This is a genomic window from Escherichia sp. WS2035, from assembly GCF_046487065.1.
GTDB lineage: Bacteria > Pseudomonadota > Gammaproteobacteria > Enterobacterales > Enterobacteriaceae > Escherichia > Escherichia coli.
On sequence record NZ_JBJQKD010000008.1, the window covers coordinates 121,077 to 144,262 of the forward strand.

The 23,186-nt window shown below is 50.3% G+C and carries 21 protein-coding genes; 16 read left to right on the forward strand and 5 right to left on the reverse strand.

The window, feature by feature from the left end; translation table 11 throughout:
• Positions 1-180: 180 nt before the first annotated feature.
• Together holC and valS are read left to right on the forward strand one after the other, a co-directional pair.
• Positions 181-624, forward strand: a complete 444-nt coding sequence (gene holC / locus ACJHX4_RS14895) for a DNA polymerase III subunit chi (RefSeq protein ID WP_000786399.1) — start codon at positions 181-183, stop codon at positions 622-624.
• The gene (gene valS / locus ACJHX4_RS14900) at positions 624-3,479 is read left to right on the forward strand and encodes a valine--tRNA ligase (RefSeq protein WP_001531233.1); all 2,856 of its coding nucleotides are present in this window, start codon (positions 624-626) and stop codon (positions 3,477-3,479) included. Before holC ends, valS begins: the two co-directional genes overlap by 1 nt.
• Positions 3,480-3,525: 46 nt before the next feature.
• Here valS and ACJHX4_RS14905 read toward each other — a convergent pair whose 3' ends face one another.
• A complete protein-coding gene (locus tag ACJHX4_RS14905; RefSeq protein ID WP_001067071.1) occupies positions 3,526-4,713 on the reverse strand; it encodes a YjgN family protein in 1,188 nt (395 codons plus the stop codon).
• 192 nt (positions 4,714-4,905) lie between these two features.
• Between ACJHX4_RS14905 and ACJHX4_RS14910 the strand changes: the two genes are divergently transcribed.
• A complete protein-coding gene (locus ACJHX4_RS14910) occupies positions 4,906-5,409 on the forward strand; it encodes a GNAT family N-acetyltransferase (protein WP_001298035.1) in 504 nt (167 codons plus the stop codon).
• A gap of 176 nt (positions 5,410-5,585) precedes the next feature.
• Here the strand turns inward: ACJHX4_RS14910 and rraB are convergent, their stop codons facing one another.
• On the reverse strand, positions 5,586-6,002 hold the full coding sequence (gene rraB, locus ACJHX4_RS14915; RefSeq protein WP_000002952.1) for a ribonuclease E inhibitor RraB: 417 nt from the start codon (positions 6,000-6,002) through the stop codon (positions 5,586-5,588).
• Positions 6,003-6,163: 161 nt separating this feature from the next.
• Here rraB and argF (ACJHX4_RS14920) point away from each other — a divergent pair, with 161 nt between their 5' ends.
• Positions 6,164-7,168, forward strand: a complete 1,005-nt coding sequence (gene argF, locus ACJHX4_RS14920; RefSeq protein WP_000012939.1) for an ornithine carbamoyltransferase — start codon at positions 6,164-6,166, stop codon at positions 7,166-7,168.
• A 44-nt stretch (positions 7,169-7,212) separates the two neighbouring features.
• Here the strand turns inward: argF (ACJHX4_RS14920) and ACJHX4_RS14925 are convergent, their stop codons facing one another.
• A complete protein-coding gene (locus tag ACJHX4_RS14925; RefSeq protein WP_000635215.1) occupies positions 7,213-7,665 on the reverse strand; it encodes a YhcH/YjgK/YiaL family protein in 453 nt (150 codons plus the stop codon).
• A gap of 677 nt (positions 7,666-8,342) precedes the next feature.
• Between ACJHX4_RS14925 and arcA the strand changes: the two genes are divergently transcribed.
• The 9 genes from arcA to ridA all read left to right on the forward strand — a co-directional run bounded on the left by arcA (position 8,343) and on the right by ridA (position 15,694).
• Complete coding sequence (arcA, locus tag ACJHX4_RS14930; protein WP_001531231.1) at positions 8,343-9,563, forward strand: arginine deiminase; 1,221 nt, start codon at positions 8,343-8,345, stop codon at positions 9,561-9,563.
• A 10-nt stretch (positions 9,564-9,573) separates the two neighbouring features.
• Positions 9,574-10,506, forward strand: coding sequence for a carbamate kinase (arcC, locus tag ACJHX4_RS14935; RefSeq protein WP_000428627.1), 933 nt, complete (start codon positions 9,574-9,576; stop codon positions 10,504-10,506).
• Positions 10,507-10,529: 23 nt separating this feature from the next.
• On the forward strand, positions 10,530-11,534 hold the full coding sequence (gene argF, locus ACJHX4_RS14940; RefSeq protein WP_000235832.1) for an ornithine carbamoyltransferase: 1,005 nt from the start codon (positions 10,530-10,532) through the stop codon (positions 11,532-11,534).
• 56 nt (positions 11,535-11,590) lie between these two features.
• Positions 11,591-12,994 (forward strand): YfcC family protein, encoded by a 1,404-nt coding sequence (locus tag ACJHX4_RS14945; RefSeq protein ID WP_001298046.1) that lies wholly within the window; start codon positions 11,591-11,593, stop codon positions 12,992-12,994.
• Positions 12,995-13,109: 115 nt separating this feature from the next.
• Positions 13,110-13,598 (forward strand): arginine repressor, encoded by a 489-nt coding sequence (locus ACJHX4_RS14950; RefSeq protein ID WP_000666045.1) that lies wholly within the window; start codon positions 13,110-13,112, stop codon positions 13,596-13,598.
• 89 nt (positions 13,599-13,687) lie between these two features.
• Positions 13,688-13,822 (forward strand): pyr operon leader peptide, encoded by a 135-nt coding sequence (gene pyrL, locus ACJHX4_RS14955; RefSeq protein WP_001296693.1) that lies wholly within the window; start codon positions 13,688-13,690, stop codon positions 13,820-13,822.
• A 3-nt stretch (positions 13,823-13,825) separates the two neighbouring features.
• Entirely contained in the window at positions 13,826-14,761 is a 936-nt protein-coding gene (gene pyrB, locus ACJHX4_RS14960) for an aspartate carbamoyltransferase (RefSeq protein WP_000013046.1), read from the forward strand.
• Between the two features lie 12 nt (positions 14,762-14,773).
• A complete protein-coding gene (gene pyrI, locus ACJHX4_RS14965) occupies positions 14,774-15,235 on the forward strand; it encodes an aspartate carbamoyltransferase regulatory subunit (RefSeq protein WP_000148581.1) in 462 nt (153 codons plus the stop codon).
• Positions 15,236-15,307: 72 nt separating this feature from the next.
• Entirely contained in the window at positions 15,308-15,694 is a 387-nt protein-coding gene (ridA, locus tag ACJHX4_RS14970; RefSeq protein ID WP_000047539.1) for a 2-iminobutanoate/2-iminopropanoate deaminase, read from the forward strand.
• A 205-nt stretch (positions 15,695-15,899) separates the two neighbouring features.
• Here the strand turns inward: ridA and mgtA are convergent, their stop codons facing one another.
• Both mgtA and mgtL read right to left on the reverse strand, forming a co-directional pair.
• Positions 15,900-18,596: a magnesium-translocating P-type ATPase gene (gene mgtA / locus ACJHX4_RS14975; protein ID WP_000471858.1), complete on the reverse strand. Its 2,697-nt coding sequence runs from the start codon at positions 18,594-18,596 to the stop codon at positions 15,900-15,902.
• A 140-nt stretch (positions 18,597-18,736) separates the two neighbouring features.
• Entirely contained in the window at positions 18,737-18,790 is a 54-nt protein-coding gene (mgtL, locus tag ACJHX4_RS14980; RefSeq protein WP_001387276.1) for a mgtA regulatory leader peptide MgtL, read from the reverse strand.
• Positions 18,791-18,974: 184 nt separating this feature from the next.
• Here mgtL and treR point away from each other — a divergent pair, with 184 nt between their 5' ends.
• The 3 genes from treR (at position 18,975) to treC (ending at position 23,167) form a co-directional block, all read left to right on the forward strand.
• The gene (gene treR / locus ACJHX4_RS14985) at positions 18,975-19,922 is read left to right on the forward strand and encodes a trehalose operon repressor TreR (RefSeq protein ID WP_001181333.1); all 948 of its coding nucleotides are present in this window, start codon (positions 18,975-18,977) and stop codon (positions 19,920-19,922) included.
• Positions 19,923-20,040: 118 nt separating this feature from the next.
• Positions 20,041-21,462 (forward strand): PTS trehalose transporter subunit IIBC, encoded by a 1,422-nt coding sequence (gene treB / locus ACJHX4_RS14990; RefSeq protein ID WP_001531227.1) that lies wholly within the window; start codon positions 20,041-20,043, stop codon positions 21,460-21,462.
• A 49-nt stretch (positions 21,463-21,511) separates the two neighbouring features.
• Entirely contained in the window at positions 21,512-23,167 is a 1,656-nt protein-coding gene (gene treC / locus ACJHX4_RS14995) for an alpha,alpha-phosphotrehalase (RefSeq protein ID WP_001312398.1), read from the forward strand.
• Positions 23,168-23,186: the final 19 nt, after the last annotated feature.

Sequence of the window (23,186 nt, forward strand, 5' to 3'; positions counted from 1 at the left end):
CTGATAAGACGCGGCAGCGTCGCATCAGGCAAGGCTGTTATTGTCGGATGCGACGTGAACGCCTTATCCGACCTACACACAGCACTTAACTTGTAGGCCTGATAAGACGCGGCAGCGTCGCATCAGGCGCTGCGGTGTATACCTGATGCGTATTTAAATCCACCACAAGAAGCCCCATATATGAAAAACGCAACGTTCTACCTTCTGGACAATGACACCACCGTCGATGGCTTAAGCGCCGTTGAGCAGTTGGTGTGTGAAATTGCCGCAGAACGTTGGCGCAGTGGTAAGCGCGTGCTCATCGCCTGTGAAGATGAAAAGCAGGCTTACCGACTGGATGAAGCCCTGTGGGCGCGTCCGGCAGAAAGCTTTGTTCCGCATAATTTAGCGGGAGAAGGACCGCGCGGCGGTGCGCCGGTGGAGATCGCCTGGCCGCAAAAGCGCAGCAGCAGCCCGCGCGATATATTGATTAGTCTGCGAACAAGCTTTGCAGATTTTGCCACCGCTTTCACAGAAGTGGTAGACTTCGTTCCTTATGAAGATTCTCTGAAACAACTGGCGCGCGAACGCTATAAAGCCTACCGCGTGGCTGGTTTCAACCTGAATACGGCAACCTGGAAATAATGGAAAAGACATATAACCCACAAGATATCGAACAGCCGCTTTACGAGCACTGGGAAAAGCAGGGCTACTTTAAGCCTAATGGCGATGAAAGCCAGGAAAGTTTCTGCATCATGATCCCGCCGCCGAACGTCACCGGCAGTTTGCATATGGGTCACGCCTTCCAGCAAACCATCATGGATACCATGATCCGCTATCAGCGCATGCAGGGCAAAAACACCCTGTGGCAGGTCGGTACTGACCACGCCGGGATCGCTACCCAGATGGTCGTTGAGCGCAAGATTGCCGCAGAAGAAGGTAAAACCCGTCACGACTACGGCCGCGAAGCTTTCATCGACAAAATCTGGGAATGGAAAGCGGAATCCGGCGGCACCATTACCCGTCAGATGCGCCGTCTCGGCAACTCCGTCGACTGGGAGCGTGAACGCTTCACCATGGACGAAGGCCTGTCCAATGCGGTGAAAGAAGTTTTCGTTCGTCTGTATAAAGAAGACCTGATTTACCGTGGCAAACGCCTGGTAAACTGGGACCCGAAACTGCGCACCGCTATCTCCGACCTGGAAGTGGAAAACCGCGAATCGAAAGGTTCGATGTGGCACATCCGCTATCCGCTGGCTGACGGCGCGAAAACCGCAGACGGTAAAGATTATCTGGTGGTTGCGACTACCCGTCCGGAAACCCTGCTGGGCGATACTGGCGTGGCCGTTAACCCGGAAGATCCGCGTTATAAAGATCTGATTGGCAAATATGTCATTCTGCCGCTGGTTAACCGTCGTATTCCGATCGTTGGCGACGAACACGCCGACATGGAAAAAGGCACCGGCTGCGTGAAGATCACCCCAGCGCACGACTTTAACGACTATGAAGTCGGTAAACGTCACGCCCTGCCGATGATCAACATCCTGACCTTTGACGGCGATATCCGTGAAAGCGCCCAGGTGTTCGATACCAAAGGTAACGAATCTGACGTTTATTCCAGCGAAATCCCGGCAGAGTTCCAGAAACTGGAGCGTTTTGCTGCACGTAAAGCAGTCGTTGCTGCGGTTGACGCGCTCGGCCTGCTGGAAGAAATTAAACCGCACGACCTGACCGTTCCTTATGGCGACCGTGGTGGCGTGGTTATCGAACCGATGCTGACCGACCAGTGGTACGTACGTGCCGACGTGCTGGCGAAACCGGCAGTTGAAGCGGTTGAGAATGGCGACATTCAGTTCGTACCGAAGCAGTACGAAAACATGTATTTCTCCTGGATGCGCGATATTCAGGACTGGTGTATCTCTCGTCAGCTATGGTGGGGTCACCGTATCCCGGCATGGTATGACGAAGCGGGTAATGTTTATGTTGGTCGCAACGAAGACGAAGTGCGTAAAGAAAATAACCTCGGTGCTGATGTTGCGCTGCGTCAGGATGAAGACGTTCTCGACACCTGGTTCTCCTCCGCGCTGTGGACCTTCTCCACGCTCGGCTGGCCGGAAAACACCGACGCACTGCGCCAGTTCCACCCAACCAGCGTGATGGTATCTGGTTTTGACATCATCTTCTTCTGGATTGCCCGCATGATCATGATGACCATGCACTTCATCAAAGATGAAAATGGCAAACCGCAGGTGCCGTTCCACACCGTTTACATGACCGGCCTGATTCGTGATGACGAAGGCCAGAAGATGTCCAAATCCAAAGGTAACGTGATTGACCCACTGGATATGGTTGACGGTATTTCGCTGCCGGAACTGCTGGAAAAACGTACCGGCAATATGATGCAGCCGCAGCTGGCGGACAAAATCCGTAAGCGCACCGAGAAGCAGTTCCCGAACGGCATTGAGCCGCACGGTACTGACGCGCTGCGCTTCACCCTGGCGGCGCTGGCTTCTACCGGTCGTGACATCAACTGGGATATGAAGCGTCTGGAAGGCTACCGTAACTTCTGTAACAAGCTGTGGAACGCCAGCCGTTTTGTGCTGATGAACACGGAAGGTCAGGATTGCGGCTTCAACGGCGGTGAAATGACGCTGTCGCTGGCGGATCGCTGGATTCTGGCGGAGTTCAACCAGACCATCAAAGCGTACCGCGAAGCGCTGGACAGCTTCCGCTTCGATATCGCCGCAGGCATTCTGTATGAGTTCACCTGGAACCAGTTCTGCGACTGGTATCTGGAGCTGACCAAGCCGGTAATGAACGGTGGAACAGAAGCCGAACTGCGCGGTACTCGCCATACGCTGGTGACTGTACTGGAAGGTCTGCTGCGCCTCGCGCATCCGATCATTCCGTTCATCACCGAAACCATCTGGCAGCGTGTGAAAGTACTTTGCGGTATCACTGCCGACACCATCATGCTGCAGCCGTTCCCGCAGTACGATGCGTCTCAGGTTGATGAAGCCGCACTGGCCGACACCGAGTGGCTGAAACAGGCGATCGTTGCTGTACGTAACATCCGTGCAGAAATGAACATCGCACCGGGTAAACCGCTGGAGCTGCTGCTGCGTGGTTGCAGCGCGGATGCAGAACGTCGCGTAAATGAAAACCGTGGCTTCCTGCAAACGCTGGCGCGTCTGGAAAGCATCACCGTGCTGCCTGCTGATGATAAAGGTCCGGTTTCCGTTACAAAGATCGTCGACGGCGCAGAACTGCTGATCCAGATGGCAGGCCTCATCAACAAAGAAGATGAGCTGGCACGTCTGGCGAAAGAAGTGGCGAAGATCGAAGGCGAAATCAGCCGTATTGAGAACAAGCTGGCGAACGAAGGCTTTGTCGCCCGCGCACCGGAAGCGGTCATCGCGAAAGAGCGTGAGAAGCTGGAAGGCTACGCAGAAGCGAAAGCGAAGCTGATTGAACAGCAGGCTGTTATCGCCGCGCTGTAATACTCATAGTGAAAACGAAGGCCGGAGCATGCTCCGGCCTTTTTATTTAGATAAACGGAACATACGGCATAATACCGCGAGATATCCACATTAACGAACCGCTATCCTGCGGTTTGTCATCATTGGTTAACTCCAGCGAATCAAGGTCGCCCTGGACATGGGTATTGTTAGCAATCCAGCTAACCATCCACATTTTCAGCCAGGGATAAGCCAGACCACAGGTAATTGAGGCCCCCATTAATAACGCCAACATGCGCAGAAGCATACCGATCGCGGTAACAGATGAATGAAAACGAATAGCGCCATTTGCCAGTGTCAGATTATTCAGGAACAAACTGCGTAACGTGACATAGAGATAACTGGCAAACACAAGGATCGCGACAAAATACAGGAAATAAGAAGCCATAATCTGCGGGTAATATTGTAATACAAACTCACTGCCAGCATCAGACCTACCCAACATGGTCATCATCATTAACTGCTGAAATAGTGGTGCGATCATAATACCAATCACAATGATGAAAGGAACCATGGTTAATATTGCGAGCATGCAACCTTTAATGCATTCTTTTACGTTTACCTGAATAGAAAACTTATGAATGCCAAAAGTTGCATTATTACCCAGCAATGGCATCCATTTACTATAGGTTATACCATGGACAACACCTAGCCCGATGGCAGAAAGCAAACTTAATGCGACTAAGTTAAAGAATAACCCTCCTATCGATGTCGTCACTTGTGCAATAAGATACAGTGCGAACCAAAAAACTAACGCCAACAGAACAGGCAGTCCTAGCATAACCCACCATGCACGCATCATTGAGCAGTTAAAGCCAAAGCGAATGTCATTCAGTGAGGTCATGTTCGCCTGATACTGCAGGCTCTTCACTGCCATACAAGGAATACCGCAGATCAAGAGAGCAAACAGGAATAAACCGAGCGCAAAGTGTTGACCTGCAAAACAAGAAATACTGAGAAGATAAACCACCACAATAAGTAACATGCTAACAAAAATGGCACCACCTGTTCCCTTATAACTAAATGGTTGCCCCTTGAGTGTCACATGTTGATAAATATAACGACGGCATTTTATCAATGCCCACGGTCCATATATTCCCAGAGTAATAATTGTCAGTAAAAAATTCACAAGACAAATAAGAAAATACTCACCACCTTTGCCTGTGAAAACAAACGAGTGCCGAGAATTATCTTTCCCGATGTTTACATTATTCATGAACTATATCCCTAAAATAAATTCCATTCATACCGATAATAATTCCAGTTAATTGATACTGGTTCGCCTAGAATACGCTTTATCTCAGAGAGATATGCTTAATATTTTCTGATTTATCTTCTTCTTGCACCACCTAAGCGAGGGTGGTATTAAAGTGAGCTATAAATCATACATTTGAAATTGAGCTATGCTATGAATGTTGTCGCTTCTCCCGCACTCCGTTTGCGCAAACTTACCGTCGCCGATAATCCTGCTATCGCCCACGTCATTCGTCAGGTATCCGCCGAATACGGTCTTACCGCTGATAAAGGCTACACCGTCGCCGATCCGAACCTTGACGAGCTGTATCAAGTGTATAGTCAGCCTGGCCACGCATATTGGGTGGTTGAGTACGAGGGTGAAGTGGTCGGCGGCGGTGGGATTGCGCCATTAACCGGGAGTGAGTCAGACATTTGCGAACTGCAAAAGATGTATTTTCTTCCGGCTATCCGCGGCAAAGGGCTGGCAAAAAAACTGGCCTTAATGGCAATGGAGCAGGCGCGAGAAATGGGTTTCAAACGCTGCTATCTGGAAACGACCGCTTTTTTAAAGGAAGCCATTGCGCTTTATGAGCATTTGGGCTTTGAGCATATCGACTATGCGCTTGGCTGCACGGGTCATGTCGATTGTGAAGTACGGATGCTACGCAAACTTTGAAAAATGCCCGCGAGCTTAGACTCGCGGGCATTCGAACATTAACCACGTGCTTTTTGAGTATGCTGGATGTGACGTAAATGCCTTATCCGGGCTACAAATTCACCAGGTTGCAGGAACTACCTGGGCCTGATATGCGTAGCGCATCAGGTAACGCAGCCTTTGTCGTCAACGCTTAATTAGTGACGAATACCGTCATCGTCTTCATCGACAAAATCTTCATCGTCACCGTCTTCGCCGTTAGGATCTTCAAAGTAAGTGCCCCAACCGTCGTACTCAACGTCAAATTTCTCCGCCAGCGTCATCAGTTGTTCAACCTGGGCATCGATCAGATCGGCATTCAACGCACACTCGCTGAGGATGTCGCAGCAAATCACGATGTCACCATCTTCAACTTCCAGCTCTTCTGGATCGGTCACTTCGTAACCGAGTTTAAACGCTTCAACTGCTGCTTTTTCCAGGGTTTCCAGATCGTCTGCGGAAAGATGGTGTTCGATGGTGTACAGCGCGTCCGGATCGCTGCCATCTTCCAGTAATTCTTCAATAATCAAACGTGTTTCTTCACGCTGTTCTTCCAGTTGTTCCGGGTTTGCCATGGCTCATTCCTCTTAATGTCCTGCCGATACTCTTATTGTCACACACCACTGACATTGCCTCCACCTTTGTGACAAAGATTTATGCTTTAGACTTGCAAATGAATAATCATCCATATAAATTGAATTTTAATTCATTGAGGCATTAGCCACAGGAGGGATCTATGTCCGGGTTTTATCATAAGCATTTCCTGAAATTACTCGATTTCACGCCAGCTGAACTCAACAGCTTGTTGCAGTTAGCCGCGAAGCTGAAAGCCGATAAGAAAAGCGGTAAAGAAGAAGCCAGACTCACTGGCAAAAACATCGCGCTCATCTTCGAAAAAGACTCGACCCGTACCCGATGCTCTTTCGAAGTTGCCGCATATGACCAGGGTGCTCGCGTTACTTATCTCGGCCCAAGCGGCAGCCAGATTGGTCACAAAGAGTCGATTAAAGACACTGCCCGCGTGCTTGGTCGCATGTATGACGGTATTCAGTATCGCGGCTATGGTCAGGAGATTGTCGAAACACTGGCGGAATACGCTGGCGTGCCAGTATGGAACGGCCTGACCAATGAGTTCCACCCCACGCAGCTGCTGGCGGATCTCCTCACCATGCAGGAGCATTTGCCCGGCAAAGCATTCAACGAAATGACGCTGGTCTATGCAGGTGACGCGCGTAACAACATGGGCAATTCGATGCTCGAAGCTGCGTCGCTTACCGGTCTGGATTTGCGTCTGGTCGCGCCACAGGCATGCTGGCCGGAAGCTGCGCTGGTCGCCGAATGCAGTGCTCTGGCACAAAAACACGGGGGTAAAATCACCTTAACGGAAGATATCGCCTCTGGGGTTAAAGGCGCAGACTTTATCTATACCGATGTCTGGGTATCGATGGGTGAGCCCAAAGAGAAATGGGCGGAGCGTATTGCCCTGCTGCGTGACTATCAGGTGAATAGCAAAATGATGGCCCTGACCGGTAATTCGCAGGTTAAGTTCCTCCACTGTCTGCCTGCATTTCATGATGAGCAAACCACGCTGGGTAAAAAAATGGCCGCAGAATTTGGTCTGTATGGTGGAATGGAAGTCACCGATGAAGTCTTTGAATCTCCGGCAAGTATTGTCTTTGACCAGGCAGAAAACCGGATGCACACCATAAAAGCTGTTATGGTCGCTACATTAGCAAAATAACGTTTTGCCGGGCGGCGGCACCGGTCGCCCCCGGCAGTGATCACTTACGCTTTTAATAGCTTAACTACTGCTTTCCGTACCTGAGCGGGGGCTCCCACCGCACAAAGCGGTTTGTGAACTTCGCCAGGATAGAAAACGACAAAATCCCCTTCATTAAGAATCACTGTTTTTTCATCGATCCCCTGCCCGATAAAAGCAATATCTTTATCTGCCAGCCAGTCAGTCTCTGGTACGCCTGCTGGTTGCGTGCTAAATGTCATCCCTTCCTGCCCTTTTAATACAATCTGGATATCGAGATAACGAGCATGATACTCAGCACGACGCAGTTCACCTGGTTCAGTCGTATCCTCAGAAATCAGATAAAACAGACGGTCGCCGTCAATAGCGTGCTTACCTTTTGCTGTCTCATCGCTGACATGTGATTTGATGTACTCAATTGCTTCGCGAAGTTCTTCCGGCAGCCAGGATTGTAAGTGATGGATGTTGCCAACAATCATAATATCTTCCTTTATTAAAACAATGTTTCACTTCTTTCCTTATACGAAAAAAAGCCACCTCTCACCATAGAAAAATCATCAGGTTTTGCCCTTGCGCATGTTTATTGCTGGAGATGTTGTACTGATGTTAAGCAGGAGTAATTTTGTATGCAGTTTTGCTGCATAAATCTTATAACTTAGCTATGTATTTTGGTCCTAATATCTTGTTATTGCATATGTTAAAAGAAAACTCTCAGTCAGATCACAGTTCATTTTCTTAGCTTTTAATGCCCGTGCTGTCATAGTTATCCCGTGAAAATAGTGCTGTGAAAAATAATCACCTTATCCTTTCGCATAGATATGCAATGAATATTAAAATATACATAAATATCAATGTATTATACTTAAAGGCATTTCCTGAAAAATAAAACAATCAATTAACAACGAAGAATAACTCTGCGTATATTTGCGTATTAATGCATTATCGTATTTTGTTTCTTTATCATTTATCAGAACCGCATCAAATATTATTAACTTCGATTATTAATATCACCGCTGGTGTGAAAGTCGTCACATTTTCTGGAAGAAATAAACTGAATCATTGCATCTGAAAATTACTGAACAGACCTGACTACAAGCATTTAATTTGTTTGCAGCCATCTCCTCTTTATTTTTGAAAAAGTGTTAAAGGAATAATGATGGAAAAGCATTATGTTGGTTCTGAAATTGGACAACTACGCAGCGTTATGTTGCATCGCCCAAATCTCAGTCTGAAACGTCTAACACCATCCAATTGCCAGGAGTTGTTATTTGACGATGTATTGTCCGTTGAGCGGGCAGGTGAAGAGCATGATATTTTCGCCAACACGCTGCGCCAGCAAGGGATAGAAGTTCTGTTACTCACTGATTTACTAACACAAACATTGGATATCCCGGAAGCCAAAAGCTGGTTACTGGAAACACAAATATCAGATTACCGACTCGGCCCTACGTTTGCTACTGACGTTCGCACCTGGCTTGCAGAGATGTCACACCGGGACCTTGCTCGTCATTTAAGTGGTGGGCTGACTTATAGTGAAATTCCCGCCTCAATTAAAAATATGGTGGTTGATACCCACGATATTAATGATTTCATTATGAAGCCGTTACCGAATCATTTATTTACGCGTGATACCTCATGCTGGATTTATAACGGTGTATCGATTAATCCAATGGCAAAACCTGCTCGCCAACGTGAAACCAATAATCTACGCGCTATTTATCGCTGGCATCCACAATTTGCTGGCGGCGAATTTATTAAATATTTCGGCGACGAGAATATTAATTATGACCACGCCACGTTAGAAGGTGGTGATGTGCTGGTGATTGGTCGGGGGGCCGTGTTGATCGGCATGTCTGAACGCACCACGCCACAAGGAGTCGAGTTTCTTGCTCAGGCATTGTTTAAACATCGTCAGGCTGAACGGGTAATCGCTGTTGAGCTGCCTAAACACCGCTCCTGTATGCATCTTGACACCGTTATGACTCATATCGATATCGACACCTTCTCGGTTTATCCCGAAGTTGTGCGCCCGGATGATAATTGCTGGACGCTAACACCTGACGGTCACGGCGGCCTGAAACGTACTCAAGAAAGCACACTCCTCCATGCTATCGAAAAAGCCCTCGGTATTGACCAGGTACGTTTAATCACCACGGGGGGTGATGCCTTTGAGGCAGAACGCGAACAGTGGAATGACGCTAACAATGTGCTCACGCTTCGGCCGGGAGTGGTAGTGGGCTACGAGCGCAACATCTGGACTAACGAAAAATATGACAAAGCAGGCATCACCGTTTTACCCATCCCCGGTGATGAATTAGGCCGCGGACGTGGCGGCGCACGTTGCATGAGTTGCCCTTTGCATCGTGACGGTATCTAAGGAAGAGATCATGGAAAACAAACCAACACTGGTTATCGCTCTCGGCGGTAATGCCCTGCTTAAACGAGGCGAACCACTCGAAGCAGAAATCCAACGTAAAAATATCGATCTTGCGGCTAAAACTATCGCCCAACTGACTCAACACTGGCGGGTTGTACTGGTTCACGGGAATGGCCCACAAGTTGGACTTCTGGCACTTCAAAATAGCGCCTATGCCCATGTCGCTCCCTATCCACTCGACATTCTGGGGGCCGAAAGCCAGGGGATGATCGGCTACATGCTCCAACAGGCGCTGAAAAATCAACTACCACAACGTGAAATCAGCGTGCTGCTGACGCAGGTTGAAGTGGATGCCAACGATCCTGCCTTCAGTAACCCAACTAAGTACATCGGCCCAATTTATGACCACGCTCAGACTCAGGTACTACAGGCAGAAAAAGGCTGGGTTTTCAAAGCAGATGGTCACTCTTTCCGCCGGGTCGTACCTTCTCCACAACCTAAACGCATCGTCGAGCGGGATGCCATCCAGACACTGATCGCCCACGATCATCTGGTGATCTGTAATGGTGGCGGTGGTGTTCCGGTGGTTGAAAAAGCCGATGGATACCATGGGATTGAAGCGGTTATCGACAAAGATCTTTCAGCCGCGCTACTGGCAAGTCAGATCCATGCTGACGCCTTGTTGATCCTCACTGATGCGGACGCAGTATATCTCGACTGGGGCAAGCCAACCCAACGCCCGCTGGCCCAGGTCACGCCGGAATTACTCAACGAAATGCAGTTTGATGCCGGGTCTATGGGGCCGAAAGTCACCGCCTGCGCAAAGTTTGTTAGTCAGTGCCGGGGCATTGCAGGGATCGGCTCTCTTGCAGATGGTCCGGAAATTCTCGCCGGAGACAAAGGCACTCTTATTCGCCTTGATACCCCCCATAACCACGCTTGATCCATTTTTATAAGGACATCCCCATGGCTACTTCACTGAAAAACCGTAATTTTCTTAAGCTGCTTGATTACACCCCAGCAGAGATTCAATACCTGATTGATTTGGCTATCAATCTTAAAGCCGCCAAGAAATCTGGAAACGAAAAACAAACGCTGGTCGGTAAAAACATTGCGTTGATTTTTGAAAAATCCTCTACCCGTACCCGCTGTGCCTTTGAAGTCGCGGCCTTTGATCAAGGTGCGCAGGTGACTTACATCGGCCCCAGCGGCTCACAAATCGGCCATAAAGAATCAATGAAAGATACCGCTCGCGTACTCGGACGCATGTATGACGGTATTGAGTATCGCGGTTATGGTCAGAATATCGTTGAAGAATTAGGTGAGTTCGCTGGTGTTCCGGTATGGAACGGACTGACCAATGAATTTCACCCGACACAGATCCTCGCGGATTTAATGACCATGCTGGAACATGCGCCAGGCAAAACGCTGCCAGAGCTGAGCTTTGCGTATCTTGGTGATGCCCGAAATAACATGGGGAACTCGCTGATGGTTGGTGCTGCAAAAATGGGGATGGATATCCGTCTGGTGGCACCAAAATCTTTCTGGCCAGATGAAACGCTGGTAACACAATGCCGTGAGATCGCCAGCGTGACTGGGGCGAGAATCACCCTGACAGAGGATGTGGAAGAAGGCGTATACGACGTTGATTTTCTCTATACGGATGTTTGGGTTTCGATGGGAGAGCCAAAAGAAGCCTGGGCAGAACGAGTGAGTCTGATGGCACCTTATCAGATCAATCAACAGGTGATTACTGCCACGCGTAACCCTGAAGTTAAATTTATGCACTGCCTGCCCGCCTTCCATAATGAGCACACCACAGTAGGACGCGAGATCGAGATGGCCTACGGCCTCAAAGGACTGGAAGTTACTGAAGAGGTTTTTGAATCGGCCCACTCTATTGTTTTCGATGAAGCAGAAAACCGGATGCACACCATTAAAGCGGTGATGGTAGCAACTCTCGGCGACTAACCCTGACGGGCATGCGTCGACGAGTAGCGTATGCCCGTGATTATGGAGATCACATTATGGGTAAATTCAAATTTCCCACCGCTTATACCATCTTGTTCGTGCTGATTGCGTTAGTTGCGGCAATGACCTGGATTGTACCTGCGGGAAAATATCAGATGGTGACAAATGCCGCACTGGGAAAGGAAGTTCCTGTTGCAGGCACTTACGCACCTGTTGAGGCACAACCACAGGGTATTACGGCTGTCCTGTTAGCGCCCATCGACGGCTTGTACAACCATCAAACCTACACTGCGGGAGCGATTGATGTCGCGCTGTTTGTCCTGATCATCGGTGGATTTTTGGGAGTAGTAAATAAAACCGGGGCAATAGATGCCGGTATCGAACGAGTGACAACTCGCCTTAATGGTCGGGAAGAGTGGATGATTCCGATCCTGATGGCGCTCTTCGCTGCTGGCGGTACTATTTATGGGATGGCGGAAGAATCACTCCCCTTCTACACGTTGCTGGTGCCCGTCATGATGGCTGCCCGCTTTGATCCTCTGGTCGCTGCCGCCACAGTGTTATTGGGATCGGGCATTGGCACGCTGGGCTCAACCATTAACCCATTTGCTACCGTCATTGCTGCCAACGCCGCAGGGATCCCCTTTACTCAGGGCATTTTGCTGCGTGTTATTTTGCTGTTAGTAGGCTACGTGATTTGTGTTTACTGGGTTATGCGTTATGCCCGCAAAGTTCGCAACAGTCCGGAAAGCTCTATCGTGGCGGATAAGATGGCTGAAAACCAGGCGCATTTTCTGGGAAATCGTTCAGAAACGATGCTGGAATTTACCCCCACGCGCAAAGCGATCCTGATACTTTTTGCTGCATCCTTTGCCTTTATGATTTACGGCGTAGCGGTACTGGGTTGGTGGATGGCGGAAATCTCTGCTGTCTTTCTGGCAGCTGCGGTCATCGTGGGTGTCATTGCCCGCATGGGCGAAGAAACCTTCACCAGTACCTTTATTGACGGCGCGCGGGATCTCCTTGGTGTGGCACTGATTATCGGCATCGCCCGCGGTATTGTGGTCGTGATGGATAACGGCATGATTACGCACACAATTCTGCACAGTGCTGAGAATCTGGTTTCAGGGCTTTCCACCACTGTTTTCATCAACGTGACCTATTGGCTGGAAGTATTGCTCTCTTTTCTGGTTCCCTCATCTTCCGGCCTTGCAGTGTTAACGATGCCAATAATGGCTCCACTCGCTGATTTTGCTCATGTACAACGCGATCTGGTGGTGACCGCTTATCAGTCTGCTTCCGGGGTGGTTAATTTGATTACGCCAACCTCTGCGGTAGTGATGGGCGGTCTGGCGATTGCCCGTGTACCCTGGGTCCGTTATCTGAGATGGGTAGCACCGCTACTGCTGATTCTCACGATGTTGAATATGATTGTGCTGAGTATCGCCGCGATGATTTAACGCGACAGGCCGCTTATCAAAGCGGCCTTCAAATCTGGTGTAGTGATAAATGAACCACTCTCACATTATAAAATGTGAAAAATATCATCAGGTAATAATAAATAAAAGGTGCATTATGAAGGAATACGATGATTACTCCGCCAAAGAAAAGAAGCAACTGGCGGTCTGTCAGCGCCTGATTACCGAAAAAAGTTATCTTTCACAGGAGGAAATCCGCCGCGATTTGCAAAACCATGGCTTTGACAGTATCAGTCAGTCAACCGTTTCACGACTACTGAAATTGCTGGGAGTCATAAAAATTAGAAATACAAAAGGACAAAAAATTTATTCGGTGAATCCTCAATTACTTCCCACACCTGACGCAGGTCGATCCGTCGCTGAAATGGTCCTGAGTGTCGAGCATAATGGTGAATTTATCCTTATCCATACCGTCGCCGGATATGGTCGGGCAGTAGCGCGAATCCTTGATTTCCATGCTTTGCCAGAAATTCTTGGCGTGATTGCTGGCAGCAATATCGTTTGGGTCGCACCACGTGTGGTAAAGCGTACAGCCCTGGTGCACAAGCAAATTAATTACTTATTAAAATTGAATATATATTCATGATAACCGTTTGCCTTGCTTTATAACTGCATCATCTTCTTGATCCTCTCTCAGAGCTGAGTATAATGCCGGACAATTTGCCGGGAGGATGTATGGTTCAGTGTGTTCGACATTTTGTCTTACCGCGTCTGAAAAAAGACGCTGGCCTGCCGTTTTTCTTCCCGTTGATCACCCATTCCCAGCCCCTCAATCGAGGGGCTTTTTTTTGCCCAGGCGTCAGGAGATAAAAGATGGCTAATCCGCTATATCAGAAACATATCATTTCCATAAACGACCTTAGTCGCGATGACCTTAATCTGGTGCTGGCGACAGCGGCGAAACTGAAAGCGAACCCGCAACCAGAACTGTTGAAGCACAAAGTTATTGCCAGCTGTTTCTTCGAAGCCTCTACCCGCACCCGCCTCTCTTTCGAAACTTCCATGCACCGCCTGGGTGCCAGCGTGGTGGGCTTCTCCGACAGCGCCAATACATCACTGGGTAAAAAGGGCGAAACGCTGGCCGATACCATTTCGGTTATCAGCACTTACGTCGATGCGATAGTGATGCGTCATCCGCAGGAAGGTGCAGCGCGCCTGGCCACCGAGTTTTCCGGCAATGTACCGGTACTGAATGCCGGTGATGGCTCCAACCAACATCCGACGCAAACCTTGCTGGACTTATTCACCATTCAGGAAACCCAGGGGCGTCTGGACAATCTCCACGTCGCAATGGTTGGTGACCTGAAATATGGCCGCACCGTTCACTCCCTGACCCAGGCGCTAGCGAAGTTCGACGGCAATCGTTTTTACTTTATCGCGCCGGATGCGCTGGCAATGCCGCAATACATTCTGGATATGCTCGATGAAAAAGGGATCGCCTGGAGTCTGCACAGCTCTATTGAAGAAGTGATGGCGGAAGTAGACATCCTGTACATGACCCGCGTGCAAAAAGAGCGTCTGGACCCGTCCGAGTACGCCAACGTGAAAGCACAGTTTGTTCTTCGCGCCAGCGATCTCCACAACGCCAAAGCCAATATGAAAGTGCTGCATCCGCTGCCGCGTGTTGATGAGATTGCGACGGATGTGGATAAAACGCCTCACGCCTGGTACTTCCAGCAAGCAGGCAACGGGATTTTCGCTCGCCAGGCGTTACTGGCACTGGTTCTGAATCGCGATCTGGTACTGTAAGGGGAAATAGAGATGACACACGATAATAAATTGCAGGTTGAAGCTATTAAACGCGGCACGGTAATTGACCATATCCCCGCCCAGATCGGTTTTAAGCTGTTGAGTCTGTTCAAGTTGACCGAAACAGATCAGCGCATCACCATTGGTCTGAATTTGCCTTCTGGCGAGATGGGGCGCAAGGATCTGATCAAAATCGAAAATACCTTTTTAAGTGAGGATCAGGTTGATCAGCTGGCGTTATATGCACCGCAAGCCACGGTTAACCGTATCGACAACTATGAAGTGGTTGGCAAATCGCGCCCCAGTCTGCCAGAGCGCATCGACAATGTGCTGGTCTGCCCGAACAGCAACTGTATCAGCCATGCCGAACCGGTTTCATCCAGCTTTGCCGTGCGAAAACGCGCCAATGATATCGCGCTCAAATGCAAATACTGTGAAAAAGAGTTTTCCCATAATGTGGTGCTGGCCAATTAATTGCGGTTGGTAATAAAAGTCTGGCTCCCTATAATGAGCCAGACTTTTTACCGCTGTAATAAAGGAGAAATCATGAGCAAAACTATCGCGACGGAAAATGCACCGGCAGCTATCGGTCCTTACGTGCAGGGCGTTGATCTGGGCAATATGATTATCACTTCCGGTCAGATCCCGGTAAACCCGAAAACGGGCGAAGTCCCGGCAGATGTCGCTGCACAGGCGCGTCAGTCGCTGGATAACGTAAAAGCGATCGTCGAAGCCGCTGGCCTGAAAGTGGGCGATATCGTTAAAACCACCGTGTTTGTGAAAGATCTGAACGACTTCGCAACCGTTAATGCTACCTACGAAGCCTTCTTCACCGAACACAACGCCACCTTCCCGGCACGTTCTTGCGTTGAAGTTGCCCGTCTGCCGAAAGACGTGAAGATTGAGATCGAAGCGATCGCTGTTCGTCGCTAATCTTGATGGAAATCCGGGCTATCATGCCCGGATTAAGTCTAATGACAAACGCAAAATTGCCTGATGCGCTACGCTTATCAGGCCTACGTGATTCCTGCAATTTATTGAATTTGTAGGCCTGATAAGGCATTTACGCCGCATCCGGCATGAACAAAGCTCACTTTGTCTGCAATCTGATTCCGGGCCACCATGCCCAGTTTATTCTTTATTGCCAGCCGTAACGACGGCTATAGAACCCTTTCACCAACTGGGTTAACGTCATATACCCTGCCAGAATCGCAACCAGCCACGGGAAATAGCTTAACGGCAGCGCCTGCAGTTGCAGATAACTGGCCAGCGGTGAAAAAGGCAATGCGATCCCGACAATCATCACGATCACGGTCATGATCATTAACGGCCACGATGCACAGCTCTGAATAAACGGCACACGGCGGGTGCGGATCATATGCACAATCAGCGTTTGCGACAGTAAGCCCACCACAAACCAGCCCGACTGGAACAGCGTTTGCGTTTCCGGCGTGTTGGCATGGAATACCCACCACATCAGGCAAAACGTCAGAATATCGAAAATCGAGCTGATCGGTCCGAAGAAGACCATAAAGCGCCCCAGATCCGCCGGATTCCAACGCTGCGGCTTTTGAATTTGCTCGTCGTCGACGTTATCAAATGGGATCGCCACCTGTGACACATCGTACAGCAGATTTTGAATAAGCAAGTGTAGCGGCAACATCGGCAGGAAGGGCAAGAAAGCACTCGCCACCAGCACGCTGAACACATTACCGAAGTTAGAGCTCGCCGTCATTTTGATGTATTTCAGCATGTTGGCGAAAGTGCGACGTCCCTCAATAACCCCCTCTTCCAGCACCATCAGGCTTTTTTCCAGCAGGATGATATCAGCCGCTTCACGGGCAATATCTACCGCGCCGTCCACAGAAATGCCGATATCCGCAGCGCGTAAGGCGGGCGCATCATTAATACCATCGCCCATAAAACCAACCACATGCCCTTCGCGCTTCAGCAACGTTACGATGCGTTCTTTATGCATCGGCGTCAGACGAGCAAACAGCGTGGTGCGCTGTGCGAGATTTGCCAGTTCGTCGTCAGATAGCGTTTCAATATCACTACCAATGACCACCTCTCCCGCGTCCAGCCCCACTTCATGGCACACTTTCGCTGCAACCAACTCACTGTCGCCAGTAAGGATTTTTACGGTAATTCCACTCGCTTTTAATGCCTTCAGTGCCGGAGCTGTTGTCTCTTTTGGCGGATCAAGGAAAGCAATATATCCTTCGAGGATCAGGTCGGATTCATCCGCCCGCTGGTAATCTCCTTCACGCGCTGGCAGGTATTTCGTCGCCACCGCAACCACGCGCAGCCCCTGACGATTCAGCGTATCAGTAACCCGCTTAATCTTACGCAGCATGGTGTCATCGAGCGGTACAATCTCGCCATTGTGACGCACTTGCGAACACACATTGAGGATTTCCTGCAATGCGCCTTTGCAAACCAACTGATGATGTTCGGTATTTTCTGCCACAACCACCGACATCCGACGACGCTCGAAATCAAACGGAATCTCATCAATTTTTTGCCAACGGCTGGCCAGCGAGCGCGCTGACTCTTCATCCGTACCTTCGAGCACCGCTGTATCAAGCAGGTTTTTAAGCCCGGTCTGGTAATGGCTGTTCAACCACGCGCTATGCAGCACGCGTTCGCTAGTTTTACCGGAGATATCGGTATGATTCTCCAGCACAATTTTATCCTGTGTCAGGGTGCCGGTTTTATCAGTGCACAGAATATCCATTGCGCCAAAGTTCTGAATGGCATCCAGATGTTTGACGATCACTTTCTGTTTCGACAACTTGACTGCGCCACGCGCCAGCGTCGAGGTAACAATCATCGGCAACATTTCTGGCGTTAAGCCTACCGCGACCGAAAGCGCAAACAGTGCAGCTTCCCACCAGTCGCCTTTAGTGTAACCATTGATAAGCAACACCACCGGAGCCATCACCAGCATAAAGCGAATCAGCAGCATACTGACGCGGCTAATCCCTTGCTGAAAGGCATTCGGCTCGCTTTCCTGCTCACTAACACGACCCGCCAGTTGACCAAACCAGGTATTGGCACCTGTGGCAATCACCATTGCTTGTGCCGTGCCGCTCACCACGGTGGTGCCCATAAAACACAGGGTGTCGCACTCCAGCGGATTGCTGTGCTCCGGCTGGCGAGTGGTAGCGGCTTTTTCCACGGGCAGAGACTCACCGGTTAACGACGCCTGAGCGACAAACAGATCCCGCGCCTGCAAGATACGTAAATCTGCCGGGATCATATCCCCCGCCGCCAGTTTTATAATATCGCCGGGCACCAGCTGGTCTATCGGGATCTCCAGCCAGCCATTTTCGCCTTTGTCGTTAATTACGCGCAGCACCGTCGCAGTATTGCTGACCATCGCTTTCAGGGCATCTGCCGCTTTGGTGGAACGAGCTTCCTGAATAAAGTTCAGCAACGTAGAAATAGCGACCATTAGCGCGATAACACCTGCGGCAAATAAATCTTCCGTGGCGTAAGAAATAGCACCAAGAATGGTGAGCAAAATATTAAAGGGGTTGCGATAGCAGACCCATAAATGTACCCACCACGGCGACGGTTGTTGTGCGGGTAATTTATTTTCACCATGTTGTTCGCGGGCAGATTCCACTTCCGCCAGATTTAACCCTTCCGGATGGGTGTCGAACGTTTTCCACAATTCTTCTTCGGGCATCACCGCCATTTTCAGGCAATGCGCACTTAAAGAAGGCGGGACCGCCGCATTCACTGTCTGCTGCGCGCCAGGCAATGGATCACGATGAACCAGACGGGAAGGTAAATGGCGAATGAGCCGGGTAAAAATTTCTTTAAACATAAGGAGTCCCTCCGCACTGTCTGAAACAGTACAGAAATGTCTTCAGGCGTGGCGAAGCCTTACCTGAAGGTAATAAAGCTGAGCAGGGACGTTAAAACGTCACGGCCTTACGCATCCGGTAACGCCGTGAAAAGACGGGCTTACCGGAAAAGTTTTAATCTCCGTCGAGGGAGAGGCGTGGGATCAGGTTCCATATAACCTCCGGTAAGTGAAAAAAGCGCCGCAAATAATAAGGAGAATCCAATAATATTCGTAGCATTTATGGCGATATAATACCTGCTGGCAACTAAACCAACGATAAACCAGACTTTACCCATTGCTGAATGCACAGGTAAAGTTAGGCTCAAATAATTAAACAACACGTTATGGGACAACAGGATGCAAAATCGGCTGACCATCAAAGACATCGCGCGCTTAAGCGGCGTGGGGAAATCTACGGTTTCCCGGGTGCTGAATAACGAAAGCGGCGTGAGCCAGCGCACGCGCGAGCGTGTTGAAGCAGTGATGAATCAGCATGGATTTTCCCCTTCCCGCTCTGCGCGCGCTATGCGTGGGCAAAGCGATAAAGTGGTCGCCATCATTGTTACCCGTCTGGATTCGTTGTCAGAAAATCTCGCCGTTCAAACCATGCTGCCAGCGTTCTATGAACAAGGTTACGATCCAATCATGATGGAAAGTCAGTTTTCCCCACAATTAGTTGCCGAACATTTGGGGGTGCTGAAACGGCGTAATATCGACGGCGTAGTGCTGTTCGGTTTTACCGGCATAACAGAAGAAATGTTAGCCCACTGGCAGTCATCGCTGGTTCTGCTGGCGCGTGACGCAAAAGGCTTTGCTTCGGTCTGTTATGACGACGAAGGGGCAATCAAGATCCTGATGCAACGGCTGTATGACCAGGGACATCGTAATATCAGCTATCTCGGCGTGCCGCACAGTGACGTGACAACCGGTAAGCGACGTCACGAAGCCTACCTGGCGTTCTGCAAAACGCATAAATTGCATCCCGTTGCCGCTCTGCCAGGGCTTGCTATGAAGCAAGGCTATGAGAACGTAGCAAAAGTGATTACGCCTGAAACTACCGCGTTACTGTGCGCAACCGACACGCTGGCACTTGGCGCAAGTAAATACCTGCAAGAGCAACGCATCGACACCTTGCAACTGGCGAGCGTCGGTAATACACCGTTAATGAAATTCCTCCATCCGGAGATCGTCACCGTAGATCCCGGTTATGCCGAAGCTGGACGCCAGGCGGCCTGCCAGTTGATCGCGCAGGTAACCGGGCGCAGCGAACCGCAACAAATCATCATCCCCGCCACCCTGTCCTGATCGTTTCCTGAACGATAAATTGTGATCTTCGCTGCGTTTCGGGAACGTTCCCGTTTTTAAATTTTTCCGCGCAATATATTCTGCAGCCAACCAAAAATGTCATCTGCCATGGGGCTTTATGATGAGCAAAATAAACCAAACGGATATCGATCGGTTGATTGAACTGGTCGGCGGGCGCGGCAATATTGCGACGGTGAGCCACTGTATTACTCGCCTGCGCTTTGTCCTCAGCCAACCGGCCAATGCCAGACCGAAAGAAATTGAGCAACTCCCCATGGTGAAAGGCTGTTTCACCAATGCCGGGCAATTTCAGGTGGTGATTGGCACCAACGTGGGTGATTACTATCAAGCACTGATTGCGTCAACCGGACAGGCGCAGGTTGATAAAGAGCAGGTAAAAAAAGCCGCCCGGCAGAATATGAAATGGCATGAGCAGTTGATCTCTCATTTCGCGGAGATCTTCTTCCCGTTGCTGCCCGCGTTGATTAGTGGTGGTTTGATCCTCGGTTTTCGCAATGTGATCGGCGATTTGCCCATGAGCAACGGTCAGACGCTGGCGCAAATGTACCCTTCCCTGCAAACGATCTACGATTTTCTGTGGTTGATCGGTGAAGCGATCTTCTTCTACCTGCCGGTCGGGATTTGCTGGTCAGCGGTGAAAAAAATGGGCGGTACACCGATCCTCGGTATCGTGCTTGGCGTAACGCTGGTTTCTCCACAGCTGATGAACGCTTATCTGCTCGGGCAGCAGCTGCCGGAAGTATGGGACTTTGGCATGTTCAGCATCGCCAAAGTGGGCTATCAGGCGCAGGTCATCCCGGCACTGTTAGCCGGGCTGGCGCTGGGCGTTATTGAAACTCGTCTTAAGCGCATCGTGCCGGATTACCTCTATCTGGTGGTGGTGCCCGTCTGTTCGCTGATCCTCGCGGTGTTCCTCGCCCATGCGCTGATTGGTCCGTTTGGTCGCATGATTGGCGATGGCGTTGCCTTTGCGGTACGTCACCTGATGACCGGCAGCTTTGCTCCGATTGGCGCGGCATTGTTTGGCTTCCTGTACGCCCCGCTGGTGATCACCGGCGTACACCAGACCACGCTTGCTATTGATTTGCAGATGATTCAAAGCATGGGTGGCACGCCAGTGTGGCCGCTGATTGCACTGTCGAATATCGCTCAGGGCTCCGCCGTGATAGGTATTATCATTTCCAGCCGCAAGCACAATGAACGCGAGATCTCCGTGCCTGCCGCTATCTCCGCCTGGCTTGGGGTCACTGAGCCTGCTATGTACGGCATCAACCTGAAATATCGCTTCCCGATGCTGTGCGCGATGATTGGTTCTGGTCTGGCAGGATTGCTATGCGGCTTGAACGGCGTTATGGCGAATGGCATCGGCGTAGGCGGCCTGCCGGGAATTCTCTCGATTCAACCGAGCTACTGGCAGGTGTTTGCGCTGGCAATGGCTATCGCCATCATCATCCCGATTGTACTCACCTCGTTTATCTATCAGCGGAAATACCGCCTGGGCACGCTGGACATTGTTTAATTTTCTTCGGGGCGCAATTGCGCCCCCTCGCATTTGCAGGAATAACGTAATGACTCATCTTCCCCACTGGTGGCAAAACGGCGTTATCTACCAGATTTATCCAAAGAGTTTTCAGGACACCACGGGTAGCGGCACCGGCGATTTACGTGGCGTTATCCAACGCCTGGACTATCTGCATAAACTGGGCGTTGATGCCGTCTGGCTAACCCCCTTTTATGTCTCTCCCCAGGTCGATAACGGTTACGACGTAGCGAATTATACGGCGATTGATCCCACCTATGGCACGCTGGACGATTTTGACGAACTGGTGACACAGGCAAAATCGCGTGGGATTCGTATCATTCTCGATATGGTGTTTAACCATACCTCTACCCAACATGCCTGGTTTCGCGAGGCGCTGAACAAAGAAAGCCCTTACCGCCAGTTTTATATCTGGCGCGATGGAGAACCAGAAACGCCACCGAACAACTGGCGTTCAAAATTCGGTGGTAGTGCGTGGCACTGGCATGCGGAAAGCGAACAGTACTATTTGCATCTCTTTGCACCAGAACAGGCGGATCTCAACTGGGAGAATCCAGCGGTACGCGCAGAGCTGAAAAAAGTCTGTGAGTTCTGGGCCGATCGTGGGGTCGACGGGTTGCGCCTGGATGTGGTGAATCTGATCTCCAAAGATCCGCGTTACCCTGAAGACCTGGATGGCGACGGGCGTCGCTTCTACACCGACGGGCCACGAGCACACGAATTTTTGCACGAGATGAACCGCGATGTGTTTACGCCACACGGGTTAATGACCGTAGGTGAAATGTCCTCCACCAGCCTTGAGCATTGCCAGCGATACGCGGCACTGACAGGCAGTGAATTGTCGATGACCTTTAATTTTCATCACCTGAAGGTCGATTATCCCGATGGTGAAAAATGGACGCTGGCTAAACCTGACTTTGTGGCGTTGAAAACATTGTTCCGCCACTGGCAACAAGGAATGCACAACGTGGCATGGAATGCCTTGTTCTGGTGTAACCACGATCAGCCGCGCATTGTTTCTCGCTTTGGTGATGAAGGTGAATACCGCGTGCCTGCGGCAAAAATGCTGGCGATGGTGCTGCATGGCATGCAGGGAACGCCGTATATCTACCAGGGCGAAGAGATTGGCATGACCAACCCACATTTCACGCGCATTACTGACTATCGCGACGTGGAGAGCCTCAATATGTTTGCCGAGCTGCGCAACGATGGGCGTGATGCCGACGAGTTATTGGCAATCCTCGCCAGTAAATCCCGTGACAACAGTCGCACACCCATGCAATGGACCAACGGCGATAATGCCGGGTTTACGGCTGGCGAACCGTGGATTGGCCTGGGCGATAACTATCAGGAAATCAACGTAGAAGCAGCGCTGGCCGATGAGTCCTCGGTGTTTTACACCTACCAAAAGTTAATCGCACTGCGTAAGCAAGAAGCCGTCCTGACATGGGGCGATTACCAGGATCTGCTGCCAAACAGCCCTGTATTGTGGTGCTATCGCCGTGAGTGGAAGGGGCAAACCTTGCTGGTCATTGCCAACCTTAGCCGTGAGACCCAACCCTGGCAGCCTGGGAAAATGCTCGGCAACTGGCAGCTTGTGATGCATAACTACGAAGAAGCCTCACCACAACCCTGTGCCATGACTTTACGGCCTTTTGAGGCTGTCTGGTGGTTACAGAAGTAAATCTTCGCTAAGCCCCGGT

What these genes read in the sequence shown, in the direction of transcription:
- holC (WP_000786399.1), top strand. Translation starts at nt 181, where the DNA reads ATGAAAAACGCAACGTTCTACCTTCTGGACAATGACACCACCGTCGAT.
- valS (WP_001531233.1), top strand. Translation starts at nt 624, where the DNA reads ATGGAAAAGACATATAACCCACAAGATATCGAACAGCCGCTTTACGAG.
- ACJHX4_RS14905 (WP_001067071.1), bottom strand. Translation starts at nt 4,713, where the DNA reads ATGAATAATGTAAACATCGGGAAAGATAATTCTCGGCACTCGTTTGTT.
- ACJHX4_RS14910 (WP_001298035.1), top strand. Translation starts at nt 4,906, where the DNA reads ATGAATGTTGTCGCTTCTCCCGCACTCCGTTTGCGCAAACTTACCGTC.
- rraB (WP_000002952.1), bottom strand. Translation starts at nt 6,002, where the DNA reads ATGGCAAACCCGGAACAACTGGAAGAACAGCGTGAAGAAACACGTTTG.
- argF (WP_000012939.1), top strand. Translation starts at nt 6,164, where the DNA reads ATGTCCGGGTTTTATCATAAGCATTTCCTGAAATTACTCGATTTCACG.
- ACJHX4_RS14925 (WP_000635215.1), bottom strand. Translation starts at nt 7,665, where the DNA reads ATGATTGTTGGCAACATCCATCACTTACAATCCTGGCTGCCGGAAGAA.
- arcA (WP_001531231.1), top strand. Translation starts at nt 8,343, where the DNA reads ATGGAAAAGCATTATGTTGGTTCTGAAATTGGACAACTACGCAGCGTT.
- arcC (WP_000428627.1), top strand. Translation starts at nt 9,574, where the DNA reads ATGGAAAACAAACCAACACTGGTTATCGCTCTCGGCGGTAATGCCCTG.
- argF (WP_000235832.1), top strand. Translation starts at nt 10,530, where the DNA reads ATGGCTACTTCACTGAAAAACCGTAATTTTCTTAAGCTGCTTGATTAC.
- ACJHX4_RS14945 (WP_001298046.1), top strand. Translation starts at nt 11,591, where the DNA reads ATGGGTAAATTCAAATTTCCCACCGCTTATACCATCTTGTTCGTGCTG.
- ACJHX4_RS14950 (WP_000666045.1), top strand. Translation starts at nt 13,110, where the DNA reads ATGAAGGAATACGATGATTACTCCGCCAAAGAAAAGAAGCAACTGGCG.
- pyrL (WP_001296693.1), top strand. Translation starts at nt 13,688, where the DNA reads ATGGTTCAGTGTGTTCGACATTTTGTCTTACCGCGTCTGAAAAAAGAC.
- pyrB (WP_000013046.1), top strand. Translation starts at nt 13,826, where the DNA reads ATGGCTAATCCGCTATATCAGAAACATATCATTTCCATAAACGACCTT.
- pyrI (WP_000148581.1), top strand. Translation starts at nt 14,774, where the DNA reads ATGACACACGATAATAAATTGCAGGTTGAAGCTATTAAACGCGGCACG.
- ridA (WP_000047539.1), top strand. Translation starts at nt 15,308, where the DNA reads ATGAGCAAAACTATCGCGACGGAAAATGCACCGGCAGCTATCGGTCCT.
- mgtA (WP_000471858.1), bottom strand. Translation starts at nt 18,596, where the DNA reads ATGTTTAAAGAAATTTTTACCCGGCTCATTCGCCATTTACCTTCCCGT.
- treR (WP_001181333.1), top strand. Translation starts at nt 18,975, where the DNA reads ATGCAAAATCGGCTGACCATCAAAGACATCGCGCGCTTAAGCGGCGTG.
- treB (WP_001531227.1), top strand. Translation starts at nt 20,041, where the DNA reads ATGATGAGCAAAATAAACCAAACGGATATCGATCGGTTGATTGAACTG.
- treC (WP_001312398.1), top strand. Translation starts at nt 21,512, where the DNA reads ATGACTCATCTTCCCCACTGGTGGCAAAACGGCGTTATCTACCAGATT.